The sequence below is a fragment of the Bradyrhizobium sp. USDA 3364 genome, from assembly GCF_054056355.1.
In genome coordinates, this window is sequence record NZ_JBSRYG010000002.1 from 891,019 (window position 1) to 915,138 (window position 24,120).

Genomic DNA, 24,120 nt, shown 5'->3' on the forward strand with positions numbered 1-24,120 from the left:
GGCCGACGCCCCCTTTGTGCGCGCGAGCTCGCTGCGGGACCTTGATGGGTCACCACGTCATTCCTTTCCGAATGGCTCTCGCCGACGGTCTTCGGCGGATCCGATTTGACAGCGCGTTCCGCAGCGACAAACCGCTTCGCAGGACAGATCTTCTGCAAGATAGCTGCGATCTGCCGAACTCAGCGTGAGACCTCCGCGCCACTCATCTTACTCGCAGGTACTCGAGTTAACTTGCTTCATGGCCGCTGGTAGAGCTTTCGATGACGCGTCGGTTTGTGCCGCTGCGCTTCGAACAGAAGTAGACCAGCGACCGGCGCTCCCCGGCGGATACAGGCTTCACCTCATGCCGCAGCCTACATGTTGTGACAAGAACCGCACCAAATGGTGGTCGAAATACCTGCTGCTCGTACGCGCTCGGATATACGACGAATTCGCCACCCTCAAAGTCTTGCGCGAGCTGCACAATTACGGAGTACTCAAAGTCTGGATCGCTCTCGGCATCCAAATGGATGCCAACAAACGAACCGGGAGGCATACGATGCAACTGGCATCTGCGAATCACATAATCTGACGATGCTCCCAGGATCGTTTTTAATGCGAATCCGCGGTCTTTCCTTTCAAGCAGATCGATGATTTGCCTCGGCGCTGCGCCGTCCACATTGCTGGGACTGCGGCCGGGTGGGTCCACCCTCACGCGTTTGACAAAGACGTTGTGCGAGTCGCCGGCATCTCCCAACCGCACCTCTTCTTCGGGAATCTCAGCCTGCAGCTGATTGATCCTCGCCAGTTCATCCAGTGTAAATAACGTCTGGGAGCCGATCACGATCGTCCCCTTCACCAAGAGCTCTACGCGGAATTTCGTCAGAGCCTCTTCTGAAAGTAGGCCCTTTTTGTCATTTGCTGAACGCGCCATTGGGTTCACTCCGGGGTTTGTTCTTCGATGCAGAGCCTGGGTCCTGGTTGCATAGAGCCGAATGCTTGTTCCCAATGCTCGCCATCGAACTCGTCTATTCTGATGCTTTCGATCGTTGTTTTATCCAGGCATCGAACATTGATGCTGAATCCGGCTGGGTTCGACCGCGGCCGATAGAATGGCTTGACCCCGCAAACCCGACAAAACGTGTGCCGGGCGATGTTCTTGTTGAACTGATAAGTGATGAGGAACTCTTCGCCACATTCAATCGTGAGCCTATCGCCAGGTACCAGCAAGTGCATAAATCCAGACATCCGGCAGATCGAGCAATTGCATCGAACTGCAGAGAGCTGCCGCGGCGCCCGGACGCGGAATTTGACAGAACCACAATGACAATGGCCACGGTGTTCGATTTCAGATCGGTCGTTTTGCTCAAGTGAGACAATCCGGAGCAGATCGTGACACCACTGCAAGTTCAGTCGATAGGCTCGATCGAACTCGTCCAAGAAGATGCCGTTGCGGTCAGCCGGGACAATTTCGCCGATGAGCCGGCTTGTCATTTCTCCATGATACTTCTCGGCCGGATCTTTTCCACCGACGTGGCTCCGGAAGTACTCAAGATCGTCGGGGCTCGCATCAAAGGTTTTGACGGTAGTGGTCCACAGCGCCTGGATCATGTCCGCAGCATGCAACTCAAAGGCGACCATGTAGGCGCAACGCACCACGGGGTCTTTCGCTGACAACCCATCATAGAGAGAATGCAGGTACCGGTTCGTCGTGGCGCTATAGTTGGGACGTATTGCTCTGCCGAGCAGTCGCAATGCATCCCTTCTAAACAGATTTGAGTGAAAATTTTCGGTCAGCAGAATATCGGGTAGCGCCGCCTTGCCACCCTGGAGAACTCGGCCATAGCCGCCCGTCTCATCCCAACAAATGAAATTAGCGACGACGCTGGTCAGTTCAATATCCCTGGGAAGATCCCGATTATGATGCATTGCATCGAATATGAGATCTTTTTGCGACCCTGCCTGCAGGTAGGGAAAGGCCTGTGACATCGCCAGGTATTCAGGCAGCAGGCGACCAAGCTGCTCTTCGGACAGCTGCTCAGCAAAGGGATGCGCGCCAAACAGAGCTCGCGCACGCTCAGTCAAATGCGCGCAAAAACTCTGCGGAGGCTGATCCGGCGAAAATCGAGAAGCTTGAGAAGACGTCATTGGGACGACAGCCATGAGGGGAGCACGAGCCCTGAAGAAGCGAATTCTCGTCGGGACCAGCTATTGGCCAGTCGAGACAGACGAGCTAGTTGGCGCGATGGCGCTCATGATCGCCGTCGCCTCCGAGGCGAACTCTACTCTTTGCATCCTCGCGGCCCCCTTAGCCGTGCGTCTTGAGCCCAATCCCGTTCACACATGGAGCACGCCCATGGATTGAAGCGGCGATAGTTCTGTCGGATTACGATCCAGATCAGTCCAATTCCGCGCATGGTTGGCGCCTCCAGACATCACGCGCAGATTCATGGTGAGTTATTGGCCCGCCCAAAAGCATCGGGATTTTGCGTCACAGGAGGGGCTCTGTTTGCGCGATCGAGCCTCTCTTGACGTCGGTCGCAAGATGCATCGAATCCCCGCGGTTTCTGCTCATTGCTCATTTTTGACTGGCTACGCGCTTGGGACAGCGCTGCTAGAAGGAGGCGTGTCTAACGTGCTCTTAGGAGCTTCCGCCGCGATCTGCGCGAGATGTCGGCAACTCGCCCCTACGAGCGTCTGAGAAAACACCGCCGCTGCTCTTACCCGTTCCGCCTGCACTCGTCCGCTCCTGTGGTCTTGCACGTTCCAGCAATCGCCGTGCCAACCCTGGTCTCGCGCCATAAGTTTCGGAATAGTTTGGTAAAACGTTGATGCCGGCTCGTCAGGACAGGTGTCTTGAGTCTGACACGGTTTGCATGGCTGTCGGAAATCGAGCAGCGAATAAGTGCCAGTCTCTGCCCACAAGGGGCATACGTCCTTGACCGCCAGAAGCGCCCGAACAAGCCTCATAGCTGCCGTGAGCCGGCAAACGAATCGCCTCAGGTATTCGTCAATTCTTGTTTGACGTGAAGTGAGCTTGCGGCAATTGGCGTTGAGATCTGCTGGTGCTCCGCGAACTGGCGCTGAAATATGTGCACTAATCTAATTATCGCCGAAAATACGCCGAAAAGATCAGGCGCCTTCCGCTCGGTCGGTAATGTCACCAATGACAGAGTCACGGCCTGATGCAATTGGGCTGGCGTGAGGTTTTCCGAACCGGCCATTTTTGACGGGAAGGAAACTCGCTTGTCACAGACACTTATTCAGCATGGGACGGTTAAATCGCGCGTCAATGCGATCCTGCGTGCAACCAGCGGCAATTTCCTCGAGCAATTCGACTTTTTCCTGTTTGGCTTTTACGCCAGCGCTATCGGACGAGCCTTCTTCCCATCCGAAAGTGAAACAGCCTCGTTGGTCAACACTTTCGGCGTGTTCTGGTTGGGTGCCTTGATGCGTCCAGTAGGCGCAATCGTCCTCGGCGCCTATATCGATCAGATCGGCCGTCGAAAGGGCCTGATCATCACACTATCGATCATGGCAATCGGCACTGTCATTATCGCTTTCTGTCCCAGTTACGCGACCATTGGCATTGCAGCCCCGATTATCGTTTTGGCTGGACGGCTGCTGCAGGGTTTTTCCGCCGGCGTCGAGGTCGGCGGCGTTTCAGTCTACCTGGCGGAGATCGCAACCCCAGGCAATCGCGGCTTCTATACATCCTTTCAATCCTCCAGCCAGCAGGTCGCGATCTTTGTCGCGGCGAGCGTGGGCTACCTGCTGAACGAGTCGATGCCGGCCGAAACCGTCGCCTCCTGGGGGTGGCGCATTCCATTCTTTCTCGGCTGCCTTATCATCCCGCTTATCTTCCTTCTTCGTCGAACACTGGAGGAAACGCCAGAATTTCTGGCGATGAGGAAGCATCCGAAAGCCCGCGAGATCTTTGCCTCGGCGCTGGTCGGCTGGCGCATAGTCGTTCTCGGAATGATGATGGCGATCCTGAGCACAACGACCTTCTATTTCGTCACCGTTTACACGCCCACTTTCGGCAAGACAGTCTTGAAGCTGTCCGCTCAGGATGCTCTCCTGGTGACGCTCCTGGTCGCCATGACCAATTTCATCTGGAATCCAATTGGCGGCGCCGTCTCCGACCGTATCGGCCGAAAGCCAGTTCTGCTCGCCATTGCCGGTCTTGCATTGATGAGCGCGTATCCGGCTTTGAACTGGCTGGTAAGCGCTCCCACCTTCGGCAAGATGTTGGCGGTCGCGATGATGTTCTCGTTCTATTTTGGCACCTACAGCGGAACTATGTTGGGCGCGCTCGTTGAGATCGTGCCTGCGCATGTGCGCACAACTTGCTTTTCCCTGGCCTTCGCACTCGCGGCCGCCTTGTTTGGGACCTTTACGCCGTTGGCCTCGACCTGGCTCATTGAGCGGACTAACGACAAGGCTTCACCGGCGTATTGGCTGATGTTTTCAGCCACGCTCGGCATCATCGCGGCACTGACCATCTATCGGGGCACCGCCAAACCGTCGAGAACCGCGGACCGTTCACACCCTGAACCAAATGACAGCACCTTGGGCGTGCAAACGGCATCGCCCTAGCATGGTGCTCCCGGATGCAGACAGGTTTTGCCTCGTCGTCACCGCCATCTCGAAGCTGGACTTGTGTTTGGTCTGACTGACCTTCTATCCAGATCAAGCATCACGGGCTGATACCGCAAGATCGGCTTCGAGCTTGGGTTGATACTTGAAAATAGCGTCGATCAGCGCCTGCGCGGGTTGCTCCGTGGCCTCAACCAAGGCCGCCTTCTCAGCGCGTGCAGAGGGGGCGAACACTCGCTTGACGACGGTCGGTGAGCCCTTGAGACCGCATTTGGAGATGTCCTCAACGCCTGCGTCGTGCGCGCTCCATTTCACGATCGGCGCCCGTGCGGCACGTAAGGCATCCGCCATCGCGCCGCGCCGAATCTGGTTTGTCGCCTCCAGCATGGTGACGAGACAGGGCAGCCTCGTGTGCAGGACCTGGATACCACCTTCGGAACGTCGTTCCGCTTCGATTGTGTGTGCGGCGAGATCCAGGGATCTGACTTTGGCGACGTAGGTAAGCTGCAGCACGCCCAGGCGCCTTGCGATGCCTGGCCCAACCTGCGCGGTATCGCCGTCGATGGTCTGCTTGCCCGTGAAGATGAGGTTTACCGGGCCATATTCCTTACCGATCTTTCGGATGGCTGTTGCCAGTGCATACGTCGTGGCAAGGGTGTCGGAGCCCGCAAAGCATCGATCGGTGAGCAGTACGGCGCGATCGGCGCCATAGGTCAGCGCCTTCCTCAAAGAGTCTTCCGCCGACGGCGGGCCCATTGTAAGCACGGTTATTTCGCCGCCAAACCGATCGCGCAGTTCCAGCGCGGCCTCAAGCGCAAAGAGGTCATATGGGTTGATGATGGTCGGCACACCCTGACGCATGATCGTATTGGTAACGGGGTGCACGCGAATCTGTGCAGAGTCGGGAACCTGTTTGATGCAGACGACATTGTGCACGGAGTTGCTCCAGAAGTTACGACACTGCGAAGAGAACAGCAAGTCTCGTACCACAACGACTCTCCTTGGACTGTGCTCGCCATTACAAAGGCCTGGGCGGAGCCGATCGAGCGACCTGGCCCGGTTTTGTAAGGGGACGAATACCGACATGCGTCGAAGCCGCGACAGCGCCGCGCAGCCGCCGGGCACGTCAGGTAAGTGACGCCAAGATCCTTGCGCTCAAAACCGCTTGATCTCGATTCCGTATTTCCTCAACGCGTAACCAATCTGACGCGGCGTTAGCCCCAGCAAGCGCGCTGCTTTTGCCTGCACCCATCCAGATTTTTCCATGGCTGCAATGACCCGCTCGCGATCGGCGATCTTCGCGCCACTTACGAGGACCGTGCCGGGAGGAGCAGCCAGCGAGGCCAACTCGCTGCCGCCTGGCGGAGCCGGCGCGGTCGCTTCAGGTAGCGGAGTGATCGACTTAGCCAGTACCGGCGTGCTCGGGACCGCCGGCATGATCATCTCCTCCGATTTACTTTTCCACAGCATGGCGGAAAGACATTGGCCGTGGCAACAAGCGAAATCATTTCTCACGATCGCTGGCCCGGCGGACAGCGTCGCCGTGCGCTGAATGCAGTTTTCGAGCTCTCGGACATTTCCGGGAAAGCCGCAATTCATCAGCACATCAATCGCGCTCGCATCCAAGGTCAGCGTACGCCCGTTCTCGTTATTGAAGTTCCTGAGAAACTCGCTGGCCAGCAGCGGAATATCACTGCGCCGCTCACGCAGTGGCGGCAGGAGCAAAGGAACGACGCTGATCCGATAGTAAAGGTCTGCGCGAAACTCGCTCTTTGCTACGGCCTCTTCCAGGTTCCTGTTGGTCGCTGCTATGACACGAACATCGACCTTGATGGTCTGGTTGCTGCCGACGCGCTCGAACTCCTGCTCTTGCAGAACTCGCAGCAATTTCGCCTGGAACGGCGCCGAAATCTCGCCGATCTCGTCTAGAAATAGTGTCCCTTTGTCAGCAAGCTCGAAGCGCCCCTTGCGCGAGCTGAACGCGCCGGTGAAGGCACCTTTTTCATGGCCAAACAATTCGGACTCCAGGACCGTCTCAGGCAGCGCCGCGCAATTCAGTTTGACGAAGGGCCGCTTGGCTCGAGATGACGACTCGTGAATGGCTTTGGCTACCAGTTCCTTTCCGGTCCCGGATTCACCGCGCAGTAGAACCGTGCTGTTCGATTTGGCTACGATCGCGATCTTCTCGAGAAGCCCACGGAGCGCCGGGCTGTCGCCAATGATGCCATGAACGTGGACCTTCTTACGATCCCGTGCAGGTTGCCTAAGCTCAAACAATTGCTTTTGTAGCCGGTCCTTCTCCACCATCAGCCGTTCGCGGTCGCAGGCGAACAAGCGGTGCAGCTTCACTGTCTGTCCCACCAAATTGGCGATCATGGCAAGCAGCCGTGTGTCGTGATCGAGCCGGCGACTCGACCTTTCGTCGCGGATACGGTCGACTGTCAGCGTACCCACGACCTTGGTGTCGATGCGAATTGGCACTCCGATGAACGAGACGGGTGTATTATCCGAGGCGCCCAGCACCTCGAGGTCGGCAGCGCTGAATGCCGGCTCGGCTGCCACATCCTCGGCGACAAGAGGCCGGTCCTCCGCGACGATTTGGTTGATCGCCTTCCGGGGCAAGCGCGCCCGGTACCGTTCGTCGCTGCCTTCGCTCCAGCCGTCGCCCACGGTGATGTCTGGCATCCCGTCATCGTCGAACAGTGAGACGATGCCGTGTCGCATCTGCACAAACGATTGCAGAACCTCGAGAACGTGGGCCAAGGTAACTTCAAGCCGGCAAGGAGCGGTCAGTATCTTCGATATTTCGAAGATGCCGGTCAGTGCGCTCTCGCGCAATGGCTCGACGGAGAGCTCGCGTTGTGGCTCCACTTCTGAGGCAGGTCTTTCGCGTGCGGAAGCGATATGCAGCATGAGGCGGTCTCCGTTGTTTTGATCATCCTCCCTGGCGACTTGTTCTGGTTTGCGAGCTTCGTTAGGCATGTCATTCTCGATCTAGGGCCAAGTGTTGACGAGACGCCGTAGAAGCGTAACAGCTTTTCGTGGCACGACGATAAACTTTCAGTGCGTTTCTTTTGCGGAATGGATGCCCGACGTCAGCGTAGAACGCACGTTCCACTGCTGCAGCTCAAGTCAGCTGCCTCGCAAGGCGAGGCCGATCACAGATGTTGCCCACCGTTGATCGGTAGCTCGGCTCCCGTGACGTAGCTCGCAGCATCTGAGCACAGGAAGAAGATGACCTTGGCCACCTCATCGGGCGTTCCCACTCTGCGCAGCGGGATAGTGGGCACAAGACGCGCTTCGGTTTCGGGCGACAACATGTCCGTCCCGATTTCGCCGGGAGCGATCGCATTCACACGAATGCCGTGCGGCGCGTAATCATGTGCCATTTCGCGTGTGAGACTTGCTAGCGCCGCCTTCGACGTCGCATAGGCACTTCCAGCAAACGGATGCACCTTCGATCCGGCGATCGAAGTCACATTGACGATCGATCCTGACCCAGCTCTCAGCTCGTCAAACAAGCCCTGCGCCAGCAGGATCGGAGCCACGAGATTGAGATGGAAGACCCTCATCCAAGTCTCGGTGGACGTCGTCAAGGACGTTAGCCGGTCCCCATTAGGTGTTTTCGGCGAAATCCCGGCATTATTCACCAGGGCGTGCAACACTCCGCCGCTCAAACGTTTCTTCACCTCGCTCACCGCGCGCGGCAGCATTCGATGGTCGCTGAGGTCGACTTGGACATGATCCTCGTTCCCTGATTCCCACGGGCAGCGCTCGCCGTCGAACGGCTGGCGCGCGCAAGAAATGATACGCCAGCCGGCTTCTGAAAACAGCTTGGCAGTAGCGTGACCAATTCCGCGCGATGCGCCGGTTAGAAGCATCGTCTTCCGTTCTCCTCGATGCACGCCGGCTTTATCGGCATGAAACGGACAAGTCGATTGCATCGCCAGCAGCGGGCTCGGGATCAGATCGTCATTTGGCAAATCGAGACCCACGCCCACCTCCTCTCCTGTTGCGTGCTCGCGCACTCCCAGCAGGAATTGGGCCACCATAACCGAGGCAACGCCGCTTCGGCTTTGCGGCCTGGTGTCGCAGAACGCTTGGCAGGTTCGCAACGGCGCATTCGCTTTGCGACAACAATGGCATGTTAGCAACAAAAATGTCGGAACCACGCGCTTGCCTGGATGGATACGGGCCTGGACGCGCGCGCTCTTTCCTGTTTGCGCAACCGCGAATCCGACAGCTGGGCAGCATTTGTCGCGGAGCAACGATCGGTCGGTACGGTCAGGCCTGTTAACCGCGCCGTTCAGCGATCTGAAACTGACGTTATCATCCTGGCACGTCCGATTTCCCTACAGCTGCCCGACCTGTCACGCACTGGCCCGTTTGACAGTCGCACATCGCCGCGAATTGCTGTCGCGTATCGTGAGCCGGTGCGCCGATTGTCTGAACGGCGTCCCCGGTCGCGCCTGCGTCAGTTGGGCGAGCGAGCGACAGACGGCCTTGAGGGCTGTTGCGCCAATCGATCCTGGCCAACAGATAGTTCAGCTACGCCGGAGAGATCGATTCCGGTTCACCCGCGACCGATGACCCGATGATTCTTCCTTCTCCCTAGCCTTTTGGTGAACAAATATACTCCCTGCCACACGTGCCAGACACCCTCACAAGATCGCTCCGGCGACCGCGGAAGACGAAGATGCGCGCTCAGCGGGCCCAGCACCTTCTACGTTCTACACTTCAGCTGCCAACGGCGGAAAGCTCCTGGCATCAGACTGTCGCAAGCCACACCCGCGCCTTCGAGGTCCTGGAAAGGAGGCACTGTTGGCTCATTTTTCAGAGCGAGGCGCTGCTCGACCTCCCAAGGACCAAGCATCAATGCATACCATCCCGTCTAACGTCGGCCGCGGTGATATGGGAGCGCAGCCTTGTCCGACGTCAGGACCAACCAAATTCCCAAGCTTCGCGCGAGGCGAAGACGGAGATTGGCGCGCACCTTTTTAGCGCGGCGGGGCAATTGTTGATCGACGTCGAGCTTCGCACTCCCGACGGTTAGCGTCCTCCAGGGTAACCTCGCTGCCAAGGGCCACTTCGCCAACGATTTTACGCCCGGAAACCACGCGATAGCACTTTTTGATGCAAAGAGCGGCCATCAAAATCAATGAGGCGACGTTCATGCCGTCACGACCTCTTGGGAGGCTTCTTCAATCAAGATTAGTCGGCCCGGATCGTTTAGGTCGAACTCTATGACGCGTGGCGCAAACAGGCGTGCATAGCGTGTGAAAGCGCTTGTCGGAGGAAAACGAATTGCAGTGTTGCACCGCGCAAGGAGATACATTTCGGTAAGGGCGGCAAAGCCGCCCTCGGCTCCGAGCGCCCCGCTGTGCAACGGTCCGGCCTGAGGCGGCTTGAAGCGCTTGGGAATGGTGAAAACATCAGGAAATATCGCCGAAACCTGCTCAAGGACGTGCGCGCTGTCCGTGCACAGGAACGCCCTCACGGGTTTTGTGTGCGGCAACGCCCTGGCCCTTTCAATGGCATTACAGACCTGTCGCAGGGCGCGCTCCGGATCGGTCCAATACGGAGCATGCCCCATAATGTCCTCGCCGTTGCCGTGTCGAACATGAATGCCGATCATACTGTATGGCTCAAAGTGCTCGCGATAAATGGCATCAATCCGGGCCTGACTCTCAGGGCGTGGTTTGATGCTCCGAAAGATTTCTCGTTCTGCTTCTTGATCGCAGCGCCACATCAGGCAGGCGTCACAAACGACAGTGTTCGCATCGCTGTCTTGCTGGCTTTGAAACAATTGATCGAGTTCGTCGCGCTCTCGGAAAATTTGCTCATCCGGCCGATAGACGCAGTCGATCGATGGCTTATTCCACCAACTCGGGAAGAATGGTCCTGGAAACGAGCGCTGATTGATCTGGTCGTCGCAAATCACTCGTACGCCGGCAATGTCCTGAACTGGTTCAAAGAACACTGGAAAAGCATTGATGAACGGCTGGTCGAGATAACAAGATCCCCGCCAATCGATGACCAGGTTCCGCCCGGTCCGCTGTGCAAAACGCCAAGCAGCCGCCAGCGACCACAGGCAGTCGCCGAATCCCGTACGTCGTCGGGAAACTACGAACCTATCATTCTTCGAACCGCTTTGCATGGCCTCCTCCCGGGCTCCTGGTTGGACAAAAGACGCCATTGCAGACATCTCGGGTATCATCTCGTCCGACGTCGCGGTCTGAAATTGCGGTGCCGGCGAGCTGCGTCGGTAGAACTTCATATCAGTGCTATCCGTGATGGGCCGAGATCTCGCAACACTTTCCGTCTTTTCTTGAGCGGTGTTGCGGCGACGTGCCGATTTCAGCCGGATGCGAGATGCCCCCTCCGTGCGTCGGACGGCCTGGCCTCCTCACATGCAGGCATAGGCATGGCCATGCTCATGAGTTACGGCTATGTTTTGCTTTACACTTTATTGCGGTCGCAAGCCGCGCGCGGCGGGTGCAGACGAATGCCTCGCAGCTCCCACACGAGCCGCAATTCCTTCACGAGATCTTCACGCTTGGCCTGGCCCAGCATGGTTGCGTCGAGCAGCCAGCCGAGCGACGCCTCGCCCTCGACCCGCATCAACATCTCGAAAAGCTCATCTGAAATGCGCATACTATCGTAGGCGGAATGTCCCGTGCGGATCTCGCAGACCGTCTCCTGACGATCTACCGCTACGTGAGAGCGGACACGATGAAGCGATGCATAGGGTGGCAATGAAACGCCCAGTGCGCTCCAATCCTGCAATGTTGCCGTCCGCTTCTTGACCAGGAACGGTCCGACCACAAGTCCGTCCAAATCGGTCGTCAAGAACGTAACGATCGCGTCTGACACCGAATCAACGATCGGCTCGGCATTGTTGTTAAACGACGTGTTTAGAAGAATCGGTATTCCAGTTCGCTTCTTGAACTCGTTGATTAATTCCCAATAAGCGGGGTTTGTCTCGCGCGACACCGTTTGCAGCCGAGCGGTCCCGTCAACGTGCGTGATCGCACCGAGCACGCTACGCTGGGCTTCACGCACGCGAACCACAAAGTTCATGAACGGCAGCTCCCTCGTGCCGCCTGGAAGCTCGAAGAACTCGCTCGCATGCTCAACCAGTACAGACGGCGCAAACGGACGATAACTCTCGCGCTTTTTGACCATCTCGTTAATTCGGTTCTTGTTATCGGCTGGCCGCGGGTCGGCAAGAATGCTGCGGTTACCAAGCGCACGTGGGCCGAACTCAGAGCGGCCCTGAACCCAGCCGATTACAGCGCCATTTGCTATCCAGTCTGCCGCACTGGATGCTATGTCATCACTTCGTTGAATGTCGAGGTGGCCTGACCATGCGTTGAGCTCACGCTCCACGGCTTGCTCATTGCCGAGATCGGGCCCCCAATAAACGTCCGGCAGTCGCTCGCGCGGCGCCGGCCTGCCCAGCTCATTTGACACGATCAATGCAGCGCCGAGCGCGCAACCGGCGTCGTGCGCCGCGGGTTGAACAAAGATGTCGTCAAATAGCCCCGAATAAAGCAGCTTACCGTTCAGCGTGCAATTATGGGCTACCCCTCCAGCCAGGCACAAGCGTGCTATGCCTGTCGCTTCACGATGGTGCCGCAGGATGTGAAACACGATCCGCTCCAGCGCCTCCTGCAACGAAGCGCTGACATCTCGATGTTGTTGGGTGAATGGCATTCCTTTTCGCCGAACCTCGATGTGGCGGACCAGGGCCGGAGCGATCCGATCCAGGTGAACGCGATAGCCACCCTTGTCCAACAACTCGTAGAACTGCGCGAAGAGTTCGCGATAGGGAGCGGGATCACCATACGGGGCAAGCCCCATCACTTTGTACTCGTCGAACAACCCGTAGCCGAGATATCGGATCGTCTCGAGATAGAACAGCCCCAGGGAGTTACGTTCCGGGAAGGTTGCAAGTTGCGCAATTTCGGTGCCAGACCCCACCGCCAATAAGCCAGAGAGAAAATCGCCACTACCGTCGATCGCAAAAATGAGACTTTGTTCGAACCCCGACATGGCAAACGCGCTCACGGCATGCGCTTCGTGGTGACTTACGAAGGAAAGCCGCGACGGATCGATCTCGGCGTCGAACTCCCGTGCCAGCAGCTGGCGCATCAACAGTTTGGCGTCCAACGGAACGGGCTTGGAAACAGAAAGACGCTCGAGCATTGTATTGCAGTAGGCTTCAGTCGCGTAGAACGCGATACGGTCGATCTCGCCGAGCTCAACTCCTGCGCTAGAAAGGCAGTATCGGATGGAGTTGCTCGGCAACTTGTTGGAGTGCTTGACGCGGTTGAGGCGCTCCTCTTCGACGGCAGCAATCACGCGGCCATCCTGCACAAGAACCGCAGCGCCATCGTGAAGAAATGTACTCGGCAGCTCCGGCGAGCTTTCATAGATTCTGTCAAGACCGCCACTTATTCCTAGGCACAACATCCAGCTCTCCATTTGATCATGGCGGAACGACAACTGCGTTCCACCTATCCAATCTGTGCGGTCACGCTCCGTCGGGTGCGCGGGCCAGACAACACAATACAACTTTGCAAATCCGTCTCGGCGCTTAGCGACAGGCGCTCGGAATGTAGCGGTGCCGCCGTCCGCACCGATCGACCGAACGGACGGCCAGAGACCTTGCTCGATCGCGGCCTCTCAAGTCCGTTGCAGCGGCCGCTGCGACAGACCAGGTCATCCCGAGCTACCGCACGGCGCATCTGACTGTGAATTTCTCCATTCTCGCTGAACTCGCGTTAACGCAGCAGACGGCGCCGAAATACTGCTATCGACGCAAAAAAGGGCAAGACCGCGTAAACGCAGAGCGCAGCGACATGCAGGACAGCACTGTCGACACCGCGTTCAAGCATTGCTGGGCGAATAAGGTCGACCGAATGTGCGAGAGGTAACAAGCCGACGAAATGCTGAAATGAGCCGGGCAGTTGGCTCGTCGGAAAGACCACGCCACACAAGAACACCATAGGACTAAGGACAAGTGTCTGATAAAATACGAAGTAATCGTAACTTGGCGCAAGAGATATGACGACCATGGCCAAGCTGGCGAAGACAAGGCCAGTAAGGGCGATTGTTGGCATCGCATACAGAATGGATAGCCATGATGCATAACCCAGCGTGACAGCGACGATCCCGATCGCTGTTCCGGCCAGAACGGACTTGCTGGCCGCCCACACCAGTTCACCCAAAACGATATCGCCAAGCGTGAGCTCAGTGGAGAGGATTGCTTCCCAGGTACGCTTGGCGTCCATGCGTGCAAAGGCTGCATACATGGTTTCAAAGGTCGCGGACGTCATGGCACTGGTCGCGACCATGCCTGCCGCCAGGAACGCGATGTACGACGTCCCTTCAACGCGCCCCACGATCAGCCCAAGGCCAAAGCCGAGGCCAAACAGATTGGTCAAGGGATCTGCGAGGTTGCCGAGAATCGATGCAAGCGCAACTTTCTTCCATGCTAGGAAGTTCCGACGCCATACCGCGATCCAGTTGTACGCGTTAGTGGGCATCACCGCCGCATAACTTTCACCCATCGCTCACTTCTCCATCTCGCGCCCGGTCAGCCGCAAAAACACGTCTTCGAGATTTGGGGAGCGCTGCAGAACACGAAGTCCCGCTCGCCCCCGCAGTTGCACGCGGACCTGCTCCGGATATGGCGCATAACAGAAGAGCGTCTCTCCACTCACTTCGATGTGCCGCGCATGGGGCCTGATCAGCTCGCGGAGCTGATGTGGATCACCTCCATAGATTTCGACCACGTTGCAGCCAATATGCTCGTCGATTAGCCCATCTGGCTTGCCTTCAGCGATCTTGCGTCCACCCTCGAGGACACACAGCCGATCGCACAGGCGTTCGGCCTCTTCCATAAAGTGAGTGGTCAAGAGAATCGTCTTGCCCCGCGCCAGTAGAACTCGCAGACGCTCCCAAATCAGGTGGCGGGCGTGCGGATCCAAACCAGTCGTCGGCTCGTCCATCACGAGCAGATGCGGGTCATTTATTAGCGCGCGTGCCAAGGTCAGTCGCCGCTTCATGCCACCCGACAGTTCTGAGACCCGTGCGTCCGCCTTGGTTTCGAGCCGCGCGAACTCGAGCAGCGGCGGTACGACGGCCTCGATCTTGCGGGCGCTCATGCCAAAATAGCGACCAAACACCAGCAGATTCTCGCGTACGGTAAACTCAAGCTCAAGGTTGTCGAACTGCGGTACGACACCGATCCGCATGCGTGCGACACGAGCGCGCGCCGGTACAGGTTCATTGAGCACCATTATCTTGCCTGCGTCCGGCGAGATCATGCCGAGGAGCATACGGGCGATCGTGCTCTTGCCGGCTCCATTTGGCCCGAGTAGACCAAAGCACTCTCCGCGGGCAACCGAGAACGACAGGTCATCGACGATAATTCTGCCGCCAAATGACTTTCTGACGCCGGCAAGGTCGATTGCTACCGTGGACATGCTCATCTTAGGCCGACTGCAGCCGTTTGGCCGGCGGTTGCTTCCTTATGACCGGCTTAGTCCAAAGCTGGCCGTCACACCACACATGCTCAACGCGCCCCCATTGACAGGCCGCCGCGGCGTCCGGAAAGAATCCACGCCCGTTCAAGTTCGCGCTCGTGTTGCAGAGCAACGGAAGCCCCGTAAGGCGCTCGAATTCGACGAGAAGCTCAGCGACTTTGTGTGGAGAGCTGCGGGAGATTGTCTGCAGTCGCGCCGAACCGTCCAGATGGATGACAGCGGGAATCTTGTCGCACCATTCCGCCCTCGTCTGATGATCGAACAGCATGTAGGGGTCCGGCGTACCTGGGTTGAATATCTCTGGCGCGCGATCCTCCAAGCAGATCGGCGCCACCGGTCGGAAGTGCTCACGACACTTGATGTCGTTGAGATGATCCTTCATAGCCGGTGACGTCGGAGCCGCCAGAATACTTCTGCCGCCCAACGCTCGCGGACCCAGCTCGGCGCGCCCGGACAGGAACACAACCGGCTTGTTGTCGGCGAGAATGGCGGCAAGCTCACGCAGACTGCACGGCTCGGCCTCCCATTCCGACACCCCCTCGGTGGCCTGCAGAGCCGGACCGCTGTAAACAGACCATTCCAACGGTCCAAACCCATTTCGCGCCGCCATCGCCGCGCAAGCAGCACCTATTGCCGAGCCGCTGTCATTCGGGAAAGGCGGTACCCACACCTCATCGAACAGGCCCGTCGCGCGAAGCGCACTATTCCACTTGATGTTGAGACCGCACCCTCCTGCCACACATAGATTTCGCGCGCCCGGAAGAGAGGAGTGCTGCAACAGAACCATCGCGATTTCCCGAACCAGAAGACGTTCCAGGAACATATGGAACGAGGCAAGGATGTCCTCCGCTCGTTTGCCCGTAAGGCGCAATGCGCTTGCCTCGAAAAACTCGTGCGTGGCCGAAAGTAGTGCTTCCGGATTGTGGATGTCTGCGCGGTAGCGACGAGCCTGCTCCGTGTCGGCGGCAAAGCGCTTCTCGTAGAGCTCCTGAAAAACTGCGACAACGCCTTCGTCGACAGAGCCAAGCGCGATGTACGCCATCAGCTTGCCGGCGATGCCCAAATCCCAACTGGTGCGGCTCGGCTGCCTGTAAGGCCCGAAGTGGAGGCCGGCGGCAGCATAGGCCTGGCCAATCATGGGAAACAGGGATGCCACGAGCCGCGCGCCGCGAGGTTCGACATAGTAAAGGCGGGGAAAGATGGAGCCGTCCCATACCAGACAGAACGCGGGTTTTCCGGTACTGGCAAAGGGGCTGGTGCTATAGGCTGACGCAACGTGGCCCGTGACGTGCGGGAAACTTTTATAGGGAAAGACCTTGTCGCCGAGGATCAGGCCAAAGCCTTCGACGGAATCAAGAAGGCCCTCAGCATGACGCTCGACATATGGCCCCCCTTTCAGCGTGATCGGCACCGCCCCACTAAGGACCTGGAACCGCGACTCGATCTCTCCATCCCAGCCATCGATGACGAACTGATCAATGTCTCGCGGATCAAGACCATGCTCCGCCAACACACGCACGACATCATCGAGGTTGTCGATGGATTGATAGCGTGCGTTGTTACCGCGCTTTTCCTGCTCGGTGCAAAAGACGAGCCGCCCGTCCTCGACGAGAGCAATTGCGCCGTCATGTGTTAATTTGATGCCGCAGATGCGCATACGACCCCCTGATCTAATGACCGACAATTGAGTGTTTTAACGACTGCCCCGACTTCCGGAACAGGACGAGCAAGCAGTCTTCGTTGACCGATGTGGTTTGGCAGTGCAGACGCTCCACCTCCAACAGGCTCTCCTTGAAGAGAGAGATCACCGTCTCGGCACCAGCGGCATGACCCCAGTGTCGACAGGTGGCATCACGCGCGGACCCGAACACCAGAGCGCCGTCTGGGGCAAGCATGCTCACCAGGTTGCGGACCGCCGCGTGCATCTCGGAAACGTCACTGAGATAGTAGAGAACCTCGGCGACGACGATCAGATCGAACTTCTCTGTGGTCGAAAACTGCTGAATATTGCAGGTTATCCAATTTATATGTGACCGATGCCCGGTCCGCAGGCGCGCCCGTTCGATCGCCTGCGGCATGACATCGACCACCGTTAGGCGTTGGCAACGCGGTGCAAGCATTTCCGTGAATGCCCCGGCTGCGCATCCGACCTCGAGGGCATGCTCGACACCCCCATTGCAAGACGACATCCGGAGTATTTGCGCGTACCGTTCCTGCTCGAACGCACTGCTGTCGAGATGCCATGGATCATCCACAGCGAGCTCGCGTTCCAGTAATTGATGGTTCTTGTACACAGTCATGCGCCGATCGACCTACTTATACCCGCTCGATTGTTTCCGACCGCAAGTACTCCCCGGCGCCGCCAAGCGCGATGGACGGTGAGGAGCCACCGGCCTCGGAATTGTGCCAGAAGCCACCCCTGTAGCCACAGGACCTGCTGCACTGTTCGGCGCCGGCAGGACCGCCCGCTCATCTCGTTCAGTCGGCTCGCTGACGATCGTGCGCGACAGCCAATCGCTGTTGCTCAATGTACAAAGGGCATACGCTTTGAGTGGTAGTAAAAGAAAGATGTTTATCGGTGTGTGGAGCGAGAAGCCGAGAAATCGCAATTCCCCCGCCCGAAGTGCAGCTACACTGCACCGAACCATCGTCATCGCCGCGATGGTCAGGCCCGTCCACCAGGGTACAGATCCGCCGACTGCAAGCTCGGCAAGCGCAGCCAGTGCTGAAACGGCGAGTAGCAGTGGGCCAAGATTCTGCCCGACAACGTCCAGTGTGAGGTAGCCATCGAGTTCCGGCAGCAGACGCAATGCGAGAAACGTATCGCGAAAGGTGCTGCGCGCCCAGCGCAGCTGCTGACGAAGGTATGGCCCGAGAGTGTCAGGGACAACTGTTGCCGCAATCGCGTCCGGAACATACTCGGTTCGAAATCCCGCCTTGAGCATGAGAATCGTCAGATGGCGATCTTCGCCGAAATCACTCGGCTTGCCGCGAAAGAATTGCGTTTCGTACTGATCAAGCAGCAGGGCAAGGGCAGAGCGACGATACATCGCACATGGACCGCAGCAGCACATGACCGCACCGAAGCGAGCTTGCGCCGCGCGCTCTTCGTTGCACGCCAACCAGTATTCCATGTCAATCAGACTGGTCAGCCATGTATCGTTGCGATTGCTCGCTACCAACTGGCCCATCGCGGCACCAATGTCGGGGTCCCGCATCTTCGCCGCAAGCTTGGTGACCACGTCAGCGGCCAGTATCGTGTCCGAATCGACGTTAAGTACCAAGTCACCGGAGGAGCCGCGTATTGCGGCGATCTGCGCTTTGCGCTTGCCAACATTCCTGGCAAGCAAGATGATGCTGAAGCGCGCATCGTTGGCATAGATCTTATGTACAGGCCCCACAACGTCGCGATTTGCCGAGCCATCGTCGACCACATAGACCCGCAGCTCTCCTTCGTAGTCTTGCCTGGCGAGCGAATCCAAACACTGGGCGAGCGTGTCCGGCTTCTCGTTGAAGCAAGGTACGATAATATCCACACTTGGCAGAGCCAGCGCAGATTGTCCTAGATCGTTCCGCAACGATGGAGTATTCGCCCGCTGCGCATACAGCGCCTGGGCGCTTTTGTAGATGGTCGAGAGCAGCGCGTAAGACGAAACCGCGACGGCGCTGGTTGCAGCGAGCAGGTCCATAGGGTGCCAGTTGTTGTTCAGTGAAGCTGAGGGAGGGGACGGATCACGAAGCCGCGGCTTTGTAGTTCTGGAACCAGGTAAGAGAGCGCTCTAACCGTCTGATCTCGCCGAGTTGCATCAGCGCACGTCACGTCCTCATCAGGAGGATATCCGTCGTGCAGGAGAACAATCGAACCCGGTCGAACGGCTCCGAGTACCGAAGTCACAATTCTGTCCACCCCGGGCTGGGACCAATCTCTTGGATCGACCGACCAGTGCACAGCCGTAAGGCCAGCTTGCGCCGACGTAGCGAGCACCTCTTCGGTCCATTTGCCGTAGGGGGCCCGCATGTGCCTGGGCGCGGCCTGCCGACACGCCGAACGAATCGCCTCGCTGGCCATTAGCACCTCACCGCGCACCTGAGCCGGCCCGCATCTGGACAGATCCGGATGCGTCATCGTGTGGTTCGCCACCTCGTGGCCTTGCGCGATCATCCGCCGAATGAGCTCGGGCTGCTCGGCTGCGTAGGTACCGATCACAAAGAACGTCGCTGGCACCCGATGTTGCGTCAACACATCGAGAACCTCTGGCGTGCAGAATGGATTTGGCCCGTCGTCAAAGGTCAAATAGACGGGGAAGCTTCCGCTCACATCAGCGTAGTCGCAAGGAACGGCAGACACGGGGACAAGCTCCTTCACAGCTCGGGCCCGTTCCGATCGATCATCGCGCCGGCGGGCCACTCGCTGATCGCGCTTTGAACCGGGAACACCACCACGATCACCTCGTCGATGCGGATCGGCGACAAATTGGGATAGACATCCGGATGCGTGGAGCGGACGCGAAGGCCCGACATGAGGGTGGCGAGGCCCTGTCTTTGCACCAGTCGGGTAAGATGCTTCTCAAGCGCGGGCCGGACCGTGCCGAAGCCGAACGGGACTCCAAGTTCGTGCAGTTTAGGATACATCACCCGCATTGCGTGGCTGATTCCCAGTCCCTCGAGATCCGGCCGCACGGCATACAGCCCAAGTTCGGCCACGAGTAGATCGACTGCACCAATCTTGATGAAGCGGCGCAGTAGTCCGACGTGAGCAGCTACACCATGGGCGTCGCGACCAATCACGCGGACCTCAGGCCTAGCGCCGGCCCAACTTCTGTTGCCTTCAAATGGCTGCGCATTGAAAGCACCGGTCGGCCCGTAACTCTTGCGAAAAAATTCGGCGAGCTCGGCATGCTCGGTAAGCCGCAGCTCGCTTTCCCAGCGAACGCTCCAATGAACTTGCGTACGCGCGGAAGGAGCTTCCGTGGCCCGAGATGCGACAATGTTCATGGTAGGCTTTCCTACGCGAGTAATCTCAAGAAGGGGGTCTGTCACACAAACTCACTCACCGGACGCAGATCGATCGAGAATGCGCCGTCGCGCTTTGTTGGATGCCGGCTCTCCTTTGCGCGCCCGGCGCCGGAGCAGATCGCTTGGGGTGGCGCCTTTGTGTGCGATCAGCTGATCGCTCCATTGAGGCTTGCCATTCCGACCGAATGCTGTGCCGAAAGCGTACGGACGGGGCGATTTGATCGTGCAGATGTTATCTGCACCATGAACCCCTTCTGCCTCGTCTATGGCCGCCATCGGCGCTTTGCCGCTAGTGACCTGACCATCGATGCGGACCACCTCGTTGAGGGAGCGTCCCAGTGACACCAGATCAACTTGGTTCTCATGCATCTTCGACACGCCCCGAATGCGATTGACAGTCGAGCCAACGACTGTCGCAAGATCTATTTGGCATCCGCAATCTGCGCCTGCCGCTGTATCGCGACACTAGGGCGATGCTGATCCGGCCCTCAAGTGTACGCGGGTAAACCGCCGATATGGAAAGGGTTGGAATACACATACGAAGGTTTACCGAGCGCTCGCGTTGCAACGGATACGCGGGTTGCGCTGGTCAAGACCGACGCCACTCGTACGCCTTCGCGTTGAATAACCGCCCAAGAAGCCGACAAGCAGCCGCTCGTGCTCAAGGGGTTGTCCAGAGTCCACGCACGACCGACAGCCATCCTGGTGTTCCGACCATCTTCTAAACTGATGTTTGCTATCCAACATCCCGCAGTTTGGTAAAATCGATTGTTTCGATAGAATGCATCCATACGATGGATAGACTCAAAAGATGCGATTCAAAGGACTCGATCTAAACCTGCTCGTTGCGCTCGATGCTCTGATGACCGAGCGCAACCTCACCGCCGCGGCGCGTAAAATTAACCTGAGCCAGCCCGCTATGAGCGCGGCAATCGCGCGGCTGCGCACCTACTTCGGCGATGAACTTTTCACGATGCGCGGTCGAGAGCTCGTCCCGACACCGGGCGCGGAAGCGCTCGCGGGTCCCGTTCGTGAGGCCCTCTTCCACATTCAAATTTCGATTATTTCGCGAGATTCGTTCGACCCTGCTCAGTCCAGCCGTCGCTTCAAGGTCATTCTCTCCGATTTCATGACAATCGTCTTTTTTCGACGAATTATGGACCGTATCGCACAGGAAGCCCCGGCTGTGCGCTTTGAATTGCTGCCCTTTTCGGATGAGCCCGACGAGTTGCTCCGCCGGGGCGACGTCGACTTTCTCATTCTGCCGGAGTTGTTTATGTCGAGCGCTCATCCCAAGGCGACGCTGTTCGACGAGACTCTCGTATGCGTGGGATGCCGCACGAACAAGCAGCTGTCACGACAACTGACATTCGAAAAATACCTTTCGATGGGTCACGTTACGGCGAAATTCGGACGGACGCTGAGGCCCAACCTGGAAGAATGGTTTTTACTTGAACACGGCCTAAAGAGACGGATCGAGGTGGTAGTGCAAGGCTTTAGCCTTATCCCACCCATAATATTGGACACCCGCCGTATCGGCACGATGCCTTTGCGACTCGCTAGGCACTTCGAAAAGCGGATGCCCGTGCGGATTGTCGCACCACCCTTGCCTCTACCCACATTCACCGAAGCATTGCAATGGCCTGCGTTCCACAACACCGACCCAGCGAGTGTTTGGATGAGGCGAATATTGTTGGAAGAGGCGTCCAACATCGCATCGGAGCATCTCGAGACATCTACTCGCAGGCGATTTTAAGTTCAGCATAAGGCGATTCCGGCCGTGTCTCGAGTATTGCGGCACGCCATTAATTCTCCGCCGACGCTTTCCATTTCTCGACGCGCGATGTTGCAGACGCCTGACGTTCGATAACGAAGCGCTCCGAGGGCTTGGCAGGTCGAGCGCGTAATAATATTCCGGCTGAGGTTGGGATACCGGCGATACAGGTCGACGCCCAGCGTTGCTGCGGGCCATGATCCTTATTGGTGAGCAAATGTCCGGCACGTTCAATTATTCGCTTGAATCCCACGCTGCGTGAGGTTGTAGGCTGCCCGCCTTGGCTCGCGCTGCGTTAAGCGGCGGTCGACCGGGCGTACAGCCGAACTCACGGCTTTGGCGGAACAAACTTGGACTGGTGCCAATAGTTAAGACCGGGTCTTGTTACGAGGCGCGCGGGAGCGGCGAGCCATGAGCTACGGGCTTGTAACGGTTTCCGGCCTCTGATGTCCGCCAACGGCCGAACTGTCCATTGTTGCGATGATTCCGCGACCTTCCTCTCGCGATCGCAAGGTGGGACGAAACCGGTTCGGACCAGCCGGTGAGACCGCCTCAGACGTGGCCGCGGCCGGTCGTTTATACACCGCAAGCACGTTTGCGACGGACAAGAAGATATGCGCTTCAAAGGACTGGATCTTAATCTTCTCGTCGCGCTCGATGCTCTAATGACCGAGCGCAGCTTGACTGCAGGGGCACGTAAGATCAGCCTTAGCCAGCCCGCTATGAGTGCAGCTGTCGCTCGACTACGCTCCTACTTTGGTGACGAGTTGTTTGTAATGAGAGGACGAGAACTTGTCCTGACCCCACGCGCGGAGGGACTTGCCGCTCCCGTTCGTGAGGCGCTGATGCACATTCAGCACTCGATTATCGCGCGGGAGGCCTTCGACCCTGCCCGATCGAACCGGCGGTTCAGGATCTGCCTGTCAGATTTCATAACCGTCGTATTCTTCCGCCACGTCGTGGAGCGCGTCGCGCGAGAAGCACCCAATGTCAGGTTCGAACTGATGACGCTCACCGATGAACACGATGAGCTACTTCGGCGCGGCCAGGTCGATTTTGTCATCCTGCCGGAACTATTCATGTCCGGTACACACCCCAGAGCGGCCTTGTTCGAGGAGAGTCTCGTTTGCGTGGGCTGCCACACGAATAGTCACCTACTGAGGCGGTTGACATTTGATCGGTATGTGTCGATGGGCCACGTTGCGGTCAAGCTCGGAGGCGCACGCAAGAGCTTCGTCGAGGATTCCTTGTTACTCGATCTCGGCCTCAATCGGCGCATCGATATTCTAGTGCAGAGCTTCAGCATGATCCCACCCCTGCTAGTGGGCACAGGCCGCATAGGGACCATACCCTTAAGGCTCGCAAAGCATTTTCAAAGAACCGCGCCGCTTCGGATTGCCAGGCTTCCCCAGCCATTCCCCACCTTCACCGAGGCGGTCCAATGGCCAGTCCTTAATAACAGCAATCCAGAAAGCATCTGGCTGAGAGAGATATTGCTCCAGGAGGCAGCTCGCATAGCAACTGCGCGTGAAGAGGCATTCAGCATTAGCGCTTCGGAGCAGCGGATGATGCCGGCCCCTTCGTACGATCGGTCTCGCCGTTAGCGTAAGGACGTTAGCAAAGGTGAGCGAACCCGGCACCCGGACCGTGTCCCAACGCGTGCAATTTCGGATCGTCTCGCTCGAACTCATTGCCTCTCGTCAAAGCCGCTCTTAGTTGGCGACCGTCACAAGCCCGAGGCCGTCCTTCTCGCACCGGCGACGGGCTCGACGTAAAGCGGTCGCTCGAGCATTAGCCCGGCTTTGAGAGACCGAGAGGTCGCTACGTGCTCGCGCCAAAGCTACGCTGGCGCATTGCAAGCCCGCTTGCGGCCGCGCCACCCTCGAGACGGCAGGATCGGCTCGGCGGCCAATCACATCAACGCGGGGAATCGGTCGTGGCGCTCCATGAGCGGACGGTCCGGACTCGTCGGAGACCCAGCACCACAGCGAACGCAGTGCCGATTGATTGTGCATATGAATGTTGGACTCGCTCCGTCCAAGCAAGGCATCGCACGCGCGTGTTGCTCTGTCGCATCACCCGAGAGCGCATCGCATCTTCGTCTCTCTGCGCCGCCGATCTGACTTCTTTTGGCCGCACCTCGGCCAAACGTCTTGACGAGGTGCGCTATGCCGACGCATGACGAACAAGGAGCCGTAC

General features: G+C 58.1%; 18 protein-coding genes. 3 read left to right on the forward strand and 15 right to left on the reverse strand.

Annotation, left to right across the window (positions count from 1 at the left end):
- Positions 1–226: 226 nt before the first annotated feature.
- Both ACVILL_RS04335 and ACVILL_RS04340 read right to left on the reverse strand, forming a co-directional pair.
- Positions 227–913 (reverse strand): 2OG-Fe(II) oxygenase, encoded by a 687-nt coding sequence (locus tag ACVILL_RS04335; protein ID WP_456728006.1) that lies wholly within the window; start codon positions 911–913, stop codon positions 227–229.
- 5 nt (positions 914–918) lie between these two features.
- Positions 919–2,142 (reverse strand): GFA family protein, encoded by a 1,224-nt coding sequence (locus tag ACVILL_RS04340; RefSeq protein WP_456728007.1) that lies wholly within the window; start codon positions 2,140–2,142, stop codon positions 919–921.
- A 1,083-nt stretch (positions 2,143–3,225) separates the two neighbouring features.
- On the opposite strand from ACVILL_RS04340, the gene tcuC reads away from it, so the two are divergent.
- The gene (gene tcuC / locus ACVILL_RS04345) at positions 3,226–4,578 is read left to right on the forward strand and encodes a tricarballylate/proton symporter TcuC (protein WP_456728008.1); all 1,353 of its coding nucleotides are present in this window, start codon (positions 3,226–3,228) and stop codon (positions 4,576–4,578) included.
- Between the two features lie 93 nt (positions 4,579–4,671).
- On the opposite strand, the gene ACVILL_RS04350 is transcribed toward tcuC, so the two are convergent.
- The 13 genes from ACVILL_RS04350 to ACVILL_RS04410 form a co-directional block, all read right to left on the reverse strand.
- Entirely contained in the window at positions 4,672–5,514 is an 843-nt protein-coding gene (locus ACVILL_RS04350) for an electron transfer flavoprotein subunit beta/FixA family protein (RefSeq protein WP_456728009.1), read from the reverse strand.
- A gap of 219 nt (positions 5,515–5,733) precedes the next feature.
- Entirely contained in the window at positions 5,734–7,560 is a 1,827-nt protein-coding gene (gene nifA / locus ACVILL_RS04355) for a nif-specific transcriptional activator NifA (protein ID WP_456728010.1), read from the reverse strand.
- Positions 7,561–7,736: 176 nt separating this feature from the next.
- Positions 7,737–8,573 (reverse strand): SDR family NAD(P)-dependent oxidoreductase, encoded by an 837-nt coding sequence (locus ACVILL_RS04360; protein WP_456728011.1) that lies wholly within the window; start codon positions 8,571–8,573, stop codon positions 7,737–7,739.
- Between the two features lie 1,175 nt (positions 8,574–9,748).
- Positions 9,749–10,855 (reverse strand): nodulation protein NodZ, encoded by a 1,107-nt coding sequence (locus ACVILL_RS04365; protein ID WP_456728012.1) that lies wholly within the window; start codon positions 10,853–10,855, stop codon positions 9,749–9,751.
- A 182-nt stretch (positions 10,856–11,037) separates the two neighbouring features.
- A complete protein-coding gene (locus ACVILL_RS04370) occupies positions 11,038–13,053 on the reverse strand; it encodes a carbamoyltransferase family protein (protein ID WP_456734159.1) in 2,016 nt (671 codons plus the stop codon).
- A gap of 311 nt (positions 13,054–13,364) precedes the next feature.
- Positions 13,365–14,153, reverse strand: a complete 789-nt coding sequence (locus ACVILL_RS04375) for an ABC transporter permease (RefSeq protein WP_456728013.1) — start codon at positions 14,151–14,153, stop codon at positions 13,365–13,367.
- Between the two features lie 3 nt (positions 14,154–14,156).
- Positions 14,157–15,077, reverse strand: coding sequence for a nodulation factor ABC transporter ATP-binding protein NodI (gene nodI, locus ACVILL_RS04380; RefSeq protein ID WP_456728014.1), 921 nt, complete (start codon positions 15,075–15,077; stop codon positions 14,157–14,159).
- A 1-nt stretch (position 15,078) separates the two neighbouring features.
- On the reverse strand, positions 15,079–16,788 hold the full coding sequence (nodU, locus tag ACVILL_RS04385; RefSeq protein ID WP_456728015.1) for a nodulation protein NodU: 1,710 nt from the start codon (positions 16,786–16,788) through the stop codon (positions 15,079–15,081).
- A 13-nt stretch (positions 16,789–16,801) separates the two neighbouring features.
- Positions 16,802–17,431 carry a nodulation methyltransferase NodS gene (nodS, locus tag ACVILL_RS04390; protein ID WP_456728016.1) on the reverse strand — a complete coding sequence of 210 codons (630 nt, stop codon included), beginning with the start codon at positions 17,429–17,431 and terminating at the stop codon, positions 16,802–16,804.
- Between the two features lie 12 nt (positions 17,432–17,443).
- Positions 17,444–18,820, reverse strand: a complete 1,377-nt coding sequence (gene nodC / locus ACVILL_RS04395; RefSeq protein ID WP_456728017.1) for a chitooligosaccharide synthase NodC — start codon at positions 18,818–18,820, stop codon at positions 17,444–17,446.
- 17 nt (positions 18,821–18,837) lie between these two features.
- Positions 18,838–19,497: a chitooligosaccharide deacetylase NodB gene (gene nodB / locus ACVILL_RS04400; RefSeq protein ID WP_456728018.1), complete on the reverse strand. Its 660-nt coding sequence runs from the start codon at positions 19,495–19,497 to the stop codon at positions 18,838–18,840.
- A complete protein-coding gene (locus ACVILL_RS04405) occupies positions 19,494–20,126 on the reverse strand; it encodes a NodA family N-acyltransferase (protein WP_456728019.1) in 633 nt (210 codons plus the stop codon). The genes nodB and ACVILL_RS04405 overlap by 4 nt, the downstream gene beginning before the upstream one ends.
- 51 nt (positions 20,127–20,177) lie before the next feature.
- The gene (locus ACVILL_RS04410; RefSeq protein WP_456728020.1) at positions 20,178–20,516 is read right to left on the reverse strand and encodes a hypothetical protein; all 339 of its coding nucleotides are present in this window, start codon (positions 20,514–20,516) and stop codon (positions 20,178–20,180) included.
- 442 nt (positions 20,517–20,958) lie between these two features.
- Between ACVILL_RS04410 and nodD1 the strand changes: the two genes are divergently transcribed.
- Positions 20,959–21,903: a transcriptional regulator NodD1 gene (gene nodD1 / locus ACVILL_RS04415; RefSeq protein ID WP_456728021.1), complete on the forward strand. Its 945-nt coding sequence runs from the start codon at positions 20,959–20,961 to the stop codon at positions 21,901–21,903.
- 632 nt (positions 21,904–22,535) lie between these two features.
- Positions 22,536–23,525 (forward strand): LysR family transcriptional regulator, encoded by a 990-nt coding sequence (locus ACVILL_RS04420; RefSeq protein ID WP_456728022.1) that lies wholly within the window; start codon positions 22,536–22,538, stop codon positions 23,523–23,525.
- Positions 23,526–24,120: the final 595 nt, after the last annotated feature.

Coding starts and splice junctions, on each gene's coding strand:
- ACVILL_RS04335 (WP_456728006.1), bottom strand. CDS start 913: ATGGCGCGTTCAGCAAATGACAAAAAGGGCCTACTTTCAGAAGAGGCT.
- ACVILL_RS04340 (WP_456728007.1), bottom strand. CDS start 2,142: ATGGCTGTCGTCCCAATGACGTCTTCTCAAGCTTCTCGATTTTCGCCG.
- nifA (WP_456728010.1), bottom strand. CDS start 7,560: ATGCCTAACGAAGCTCGCAAACCAGAACAAGTCGCCAGGGAGGATGAT.
- ACVILL_RS04365 (WP_456728012.1), bottom strand. CDS start 10,855: ATGAAGTTCTACCGACGCAGCTCGCCGGCACCGCAATTTCAGACCGCG.
- ACVILL_RS04370 (WP_456734159.1), bottom strand. CDS start 13,053: ATGTTGTGCCTAGGAATAAGTGGCGGTCTTGACAGAATCTATGAAAGC.
- ACVILL_RS04375 (WP_456728013.1), bottom strand. CDS start 14,153: ATGGGTGAAAGTTATGCGGCGGTGATGCCCACTAACGCGTACAACTGG.
- nodI (WP_456728014.1), bottom strand. CDS start 15,077: ATGAGCATGTCCACGGTAGCAATCGACCTTGCCGGCGTCAGAAAGTCA.
- nodU (WP_456728015.1), bottom strand. CDS start 16,788: ATGCGCATCTGCGGCATCAAATTAACACATGACGGCGCAATTGCTCTC.
- nodS (WP_456728016.1), bottom strand. CDS start 17,431: ATGACTGTGTACAAGAACCATCAATTACTGGAACGCGAGCTCGCTGTG.
- nodC (WP_456728017.1), bottom strand. CDS start 18,820: ATGGACCTGCTCGCTGCAACCAGCGCCGTCGCGGTTTCGTCTTACGCG.
- ACVILL_RS04405 (WP_456728019.1), bottom strand. CDS start 20,126: ATGAACATTGTCGCATCTCGGGCCACGGAAGCTCCTTCCGCGCGTACG.
- ACVILL_RS04410 (WP_456728020.1), bottom strand. CDS start 20,516: ATGCATGAGAACCAAGTTGATCTGGTGTCACTGGGACGCTCCCTCAAC.
- nodD1 (WP_456728021.1), top strand. CDS start 20,959: ATGCGATTCAAAGGACTCGATCTAAACCTGCTCGTTGCGCTCGATGCT.
- ACVILL_RS04420 (WP_456728022.1), top strand. CDS start 22,536: ATGCGCTTCAAAGGACTGGATCTTAATCTTCTCGTCGCGCTCGATGCT.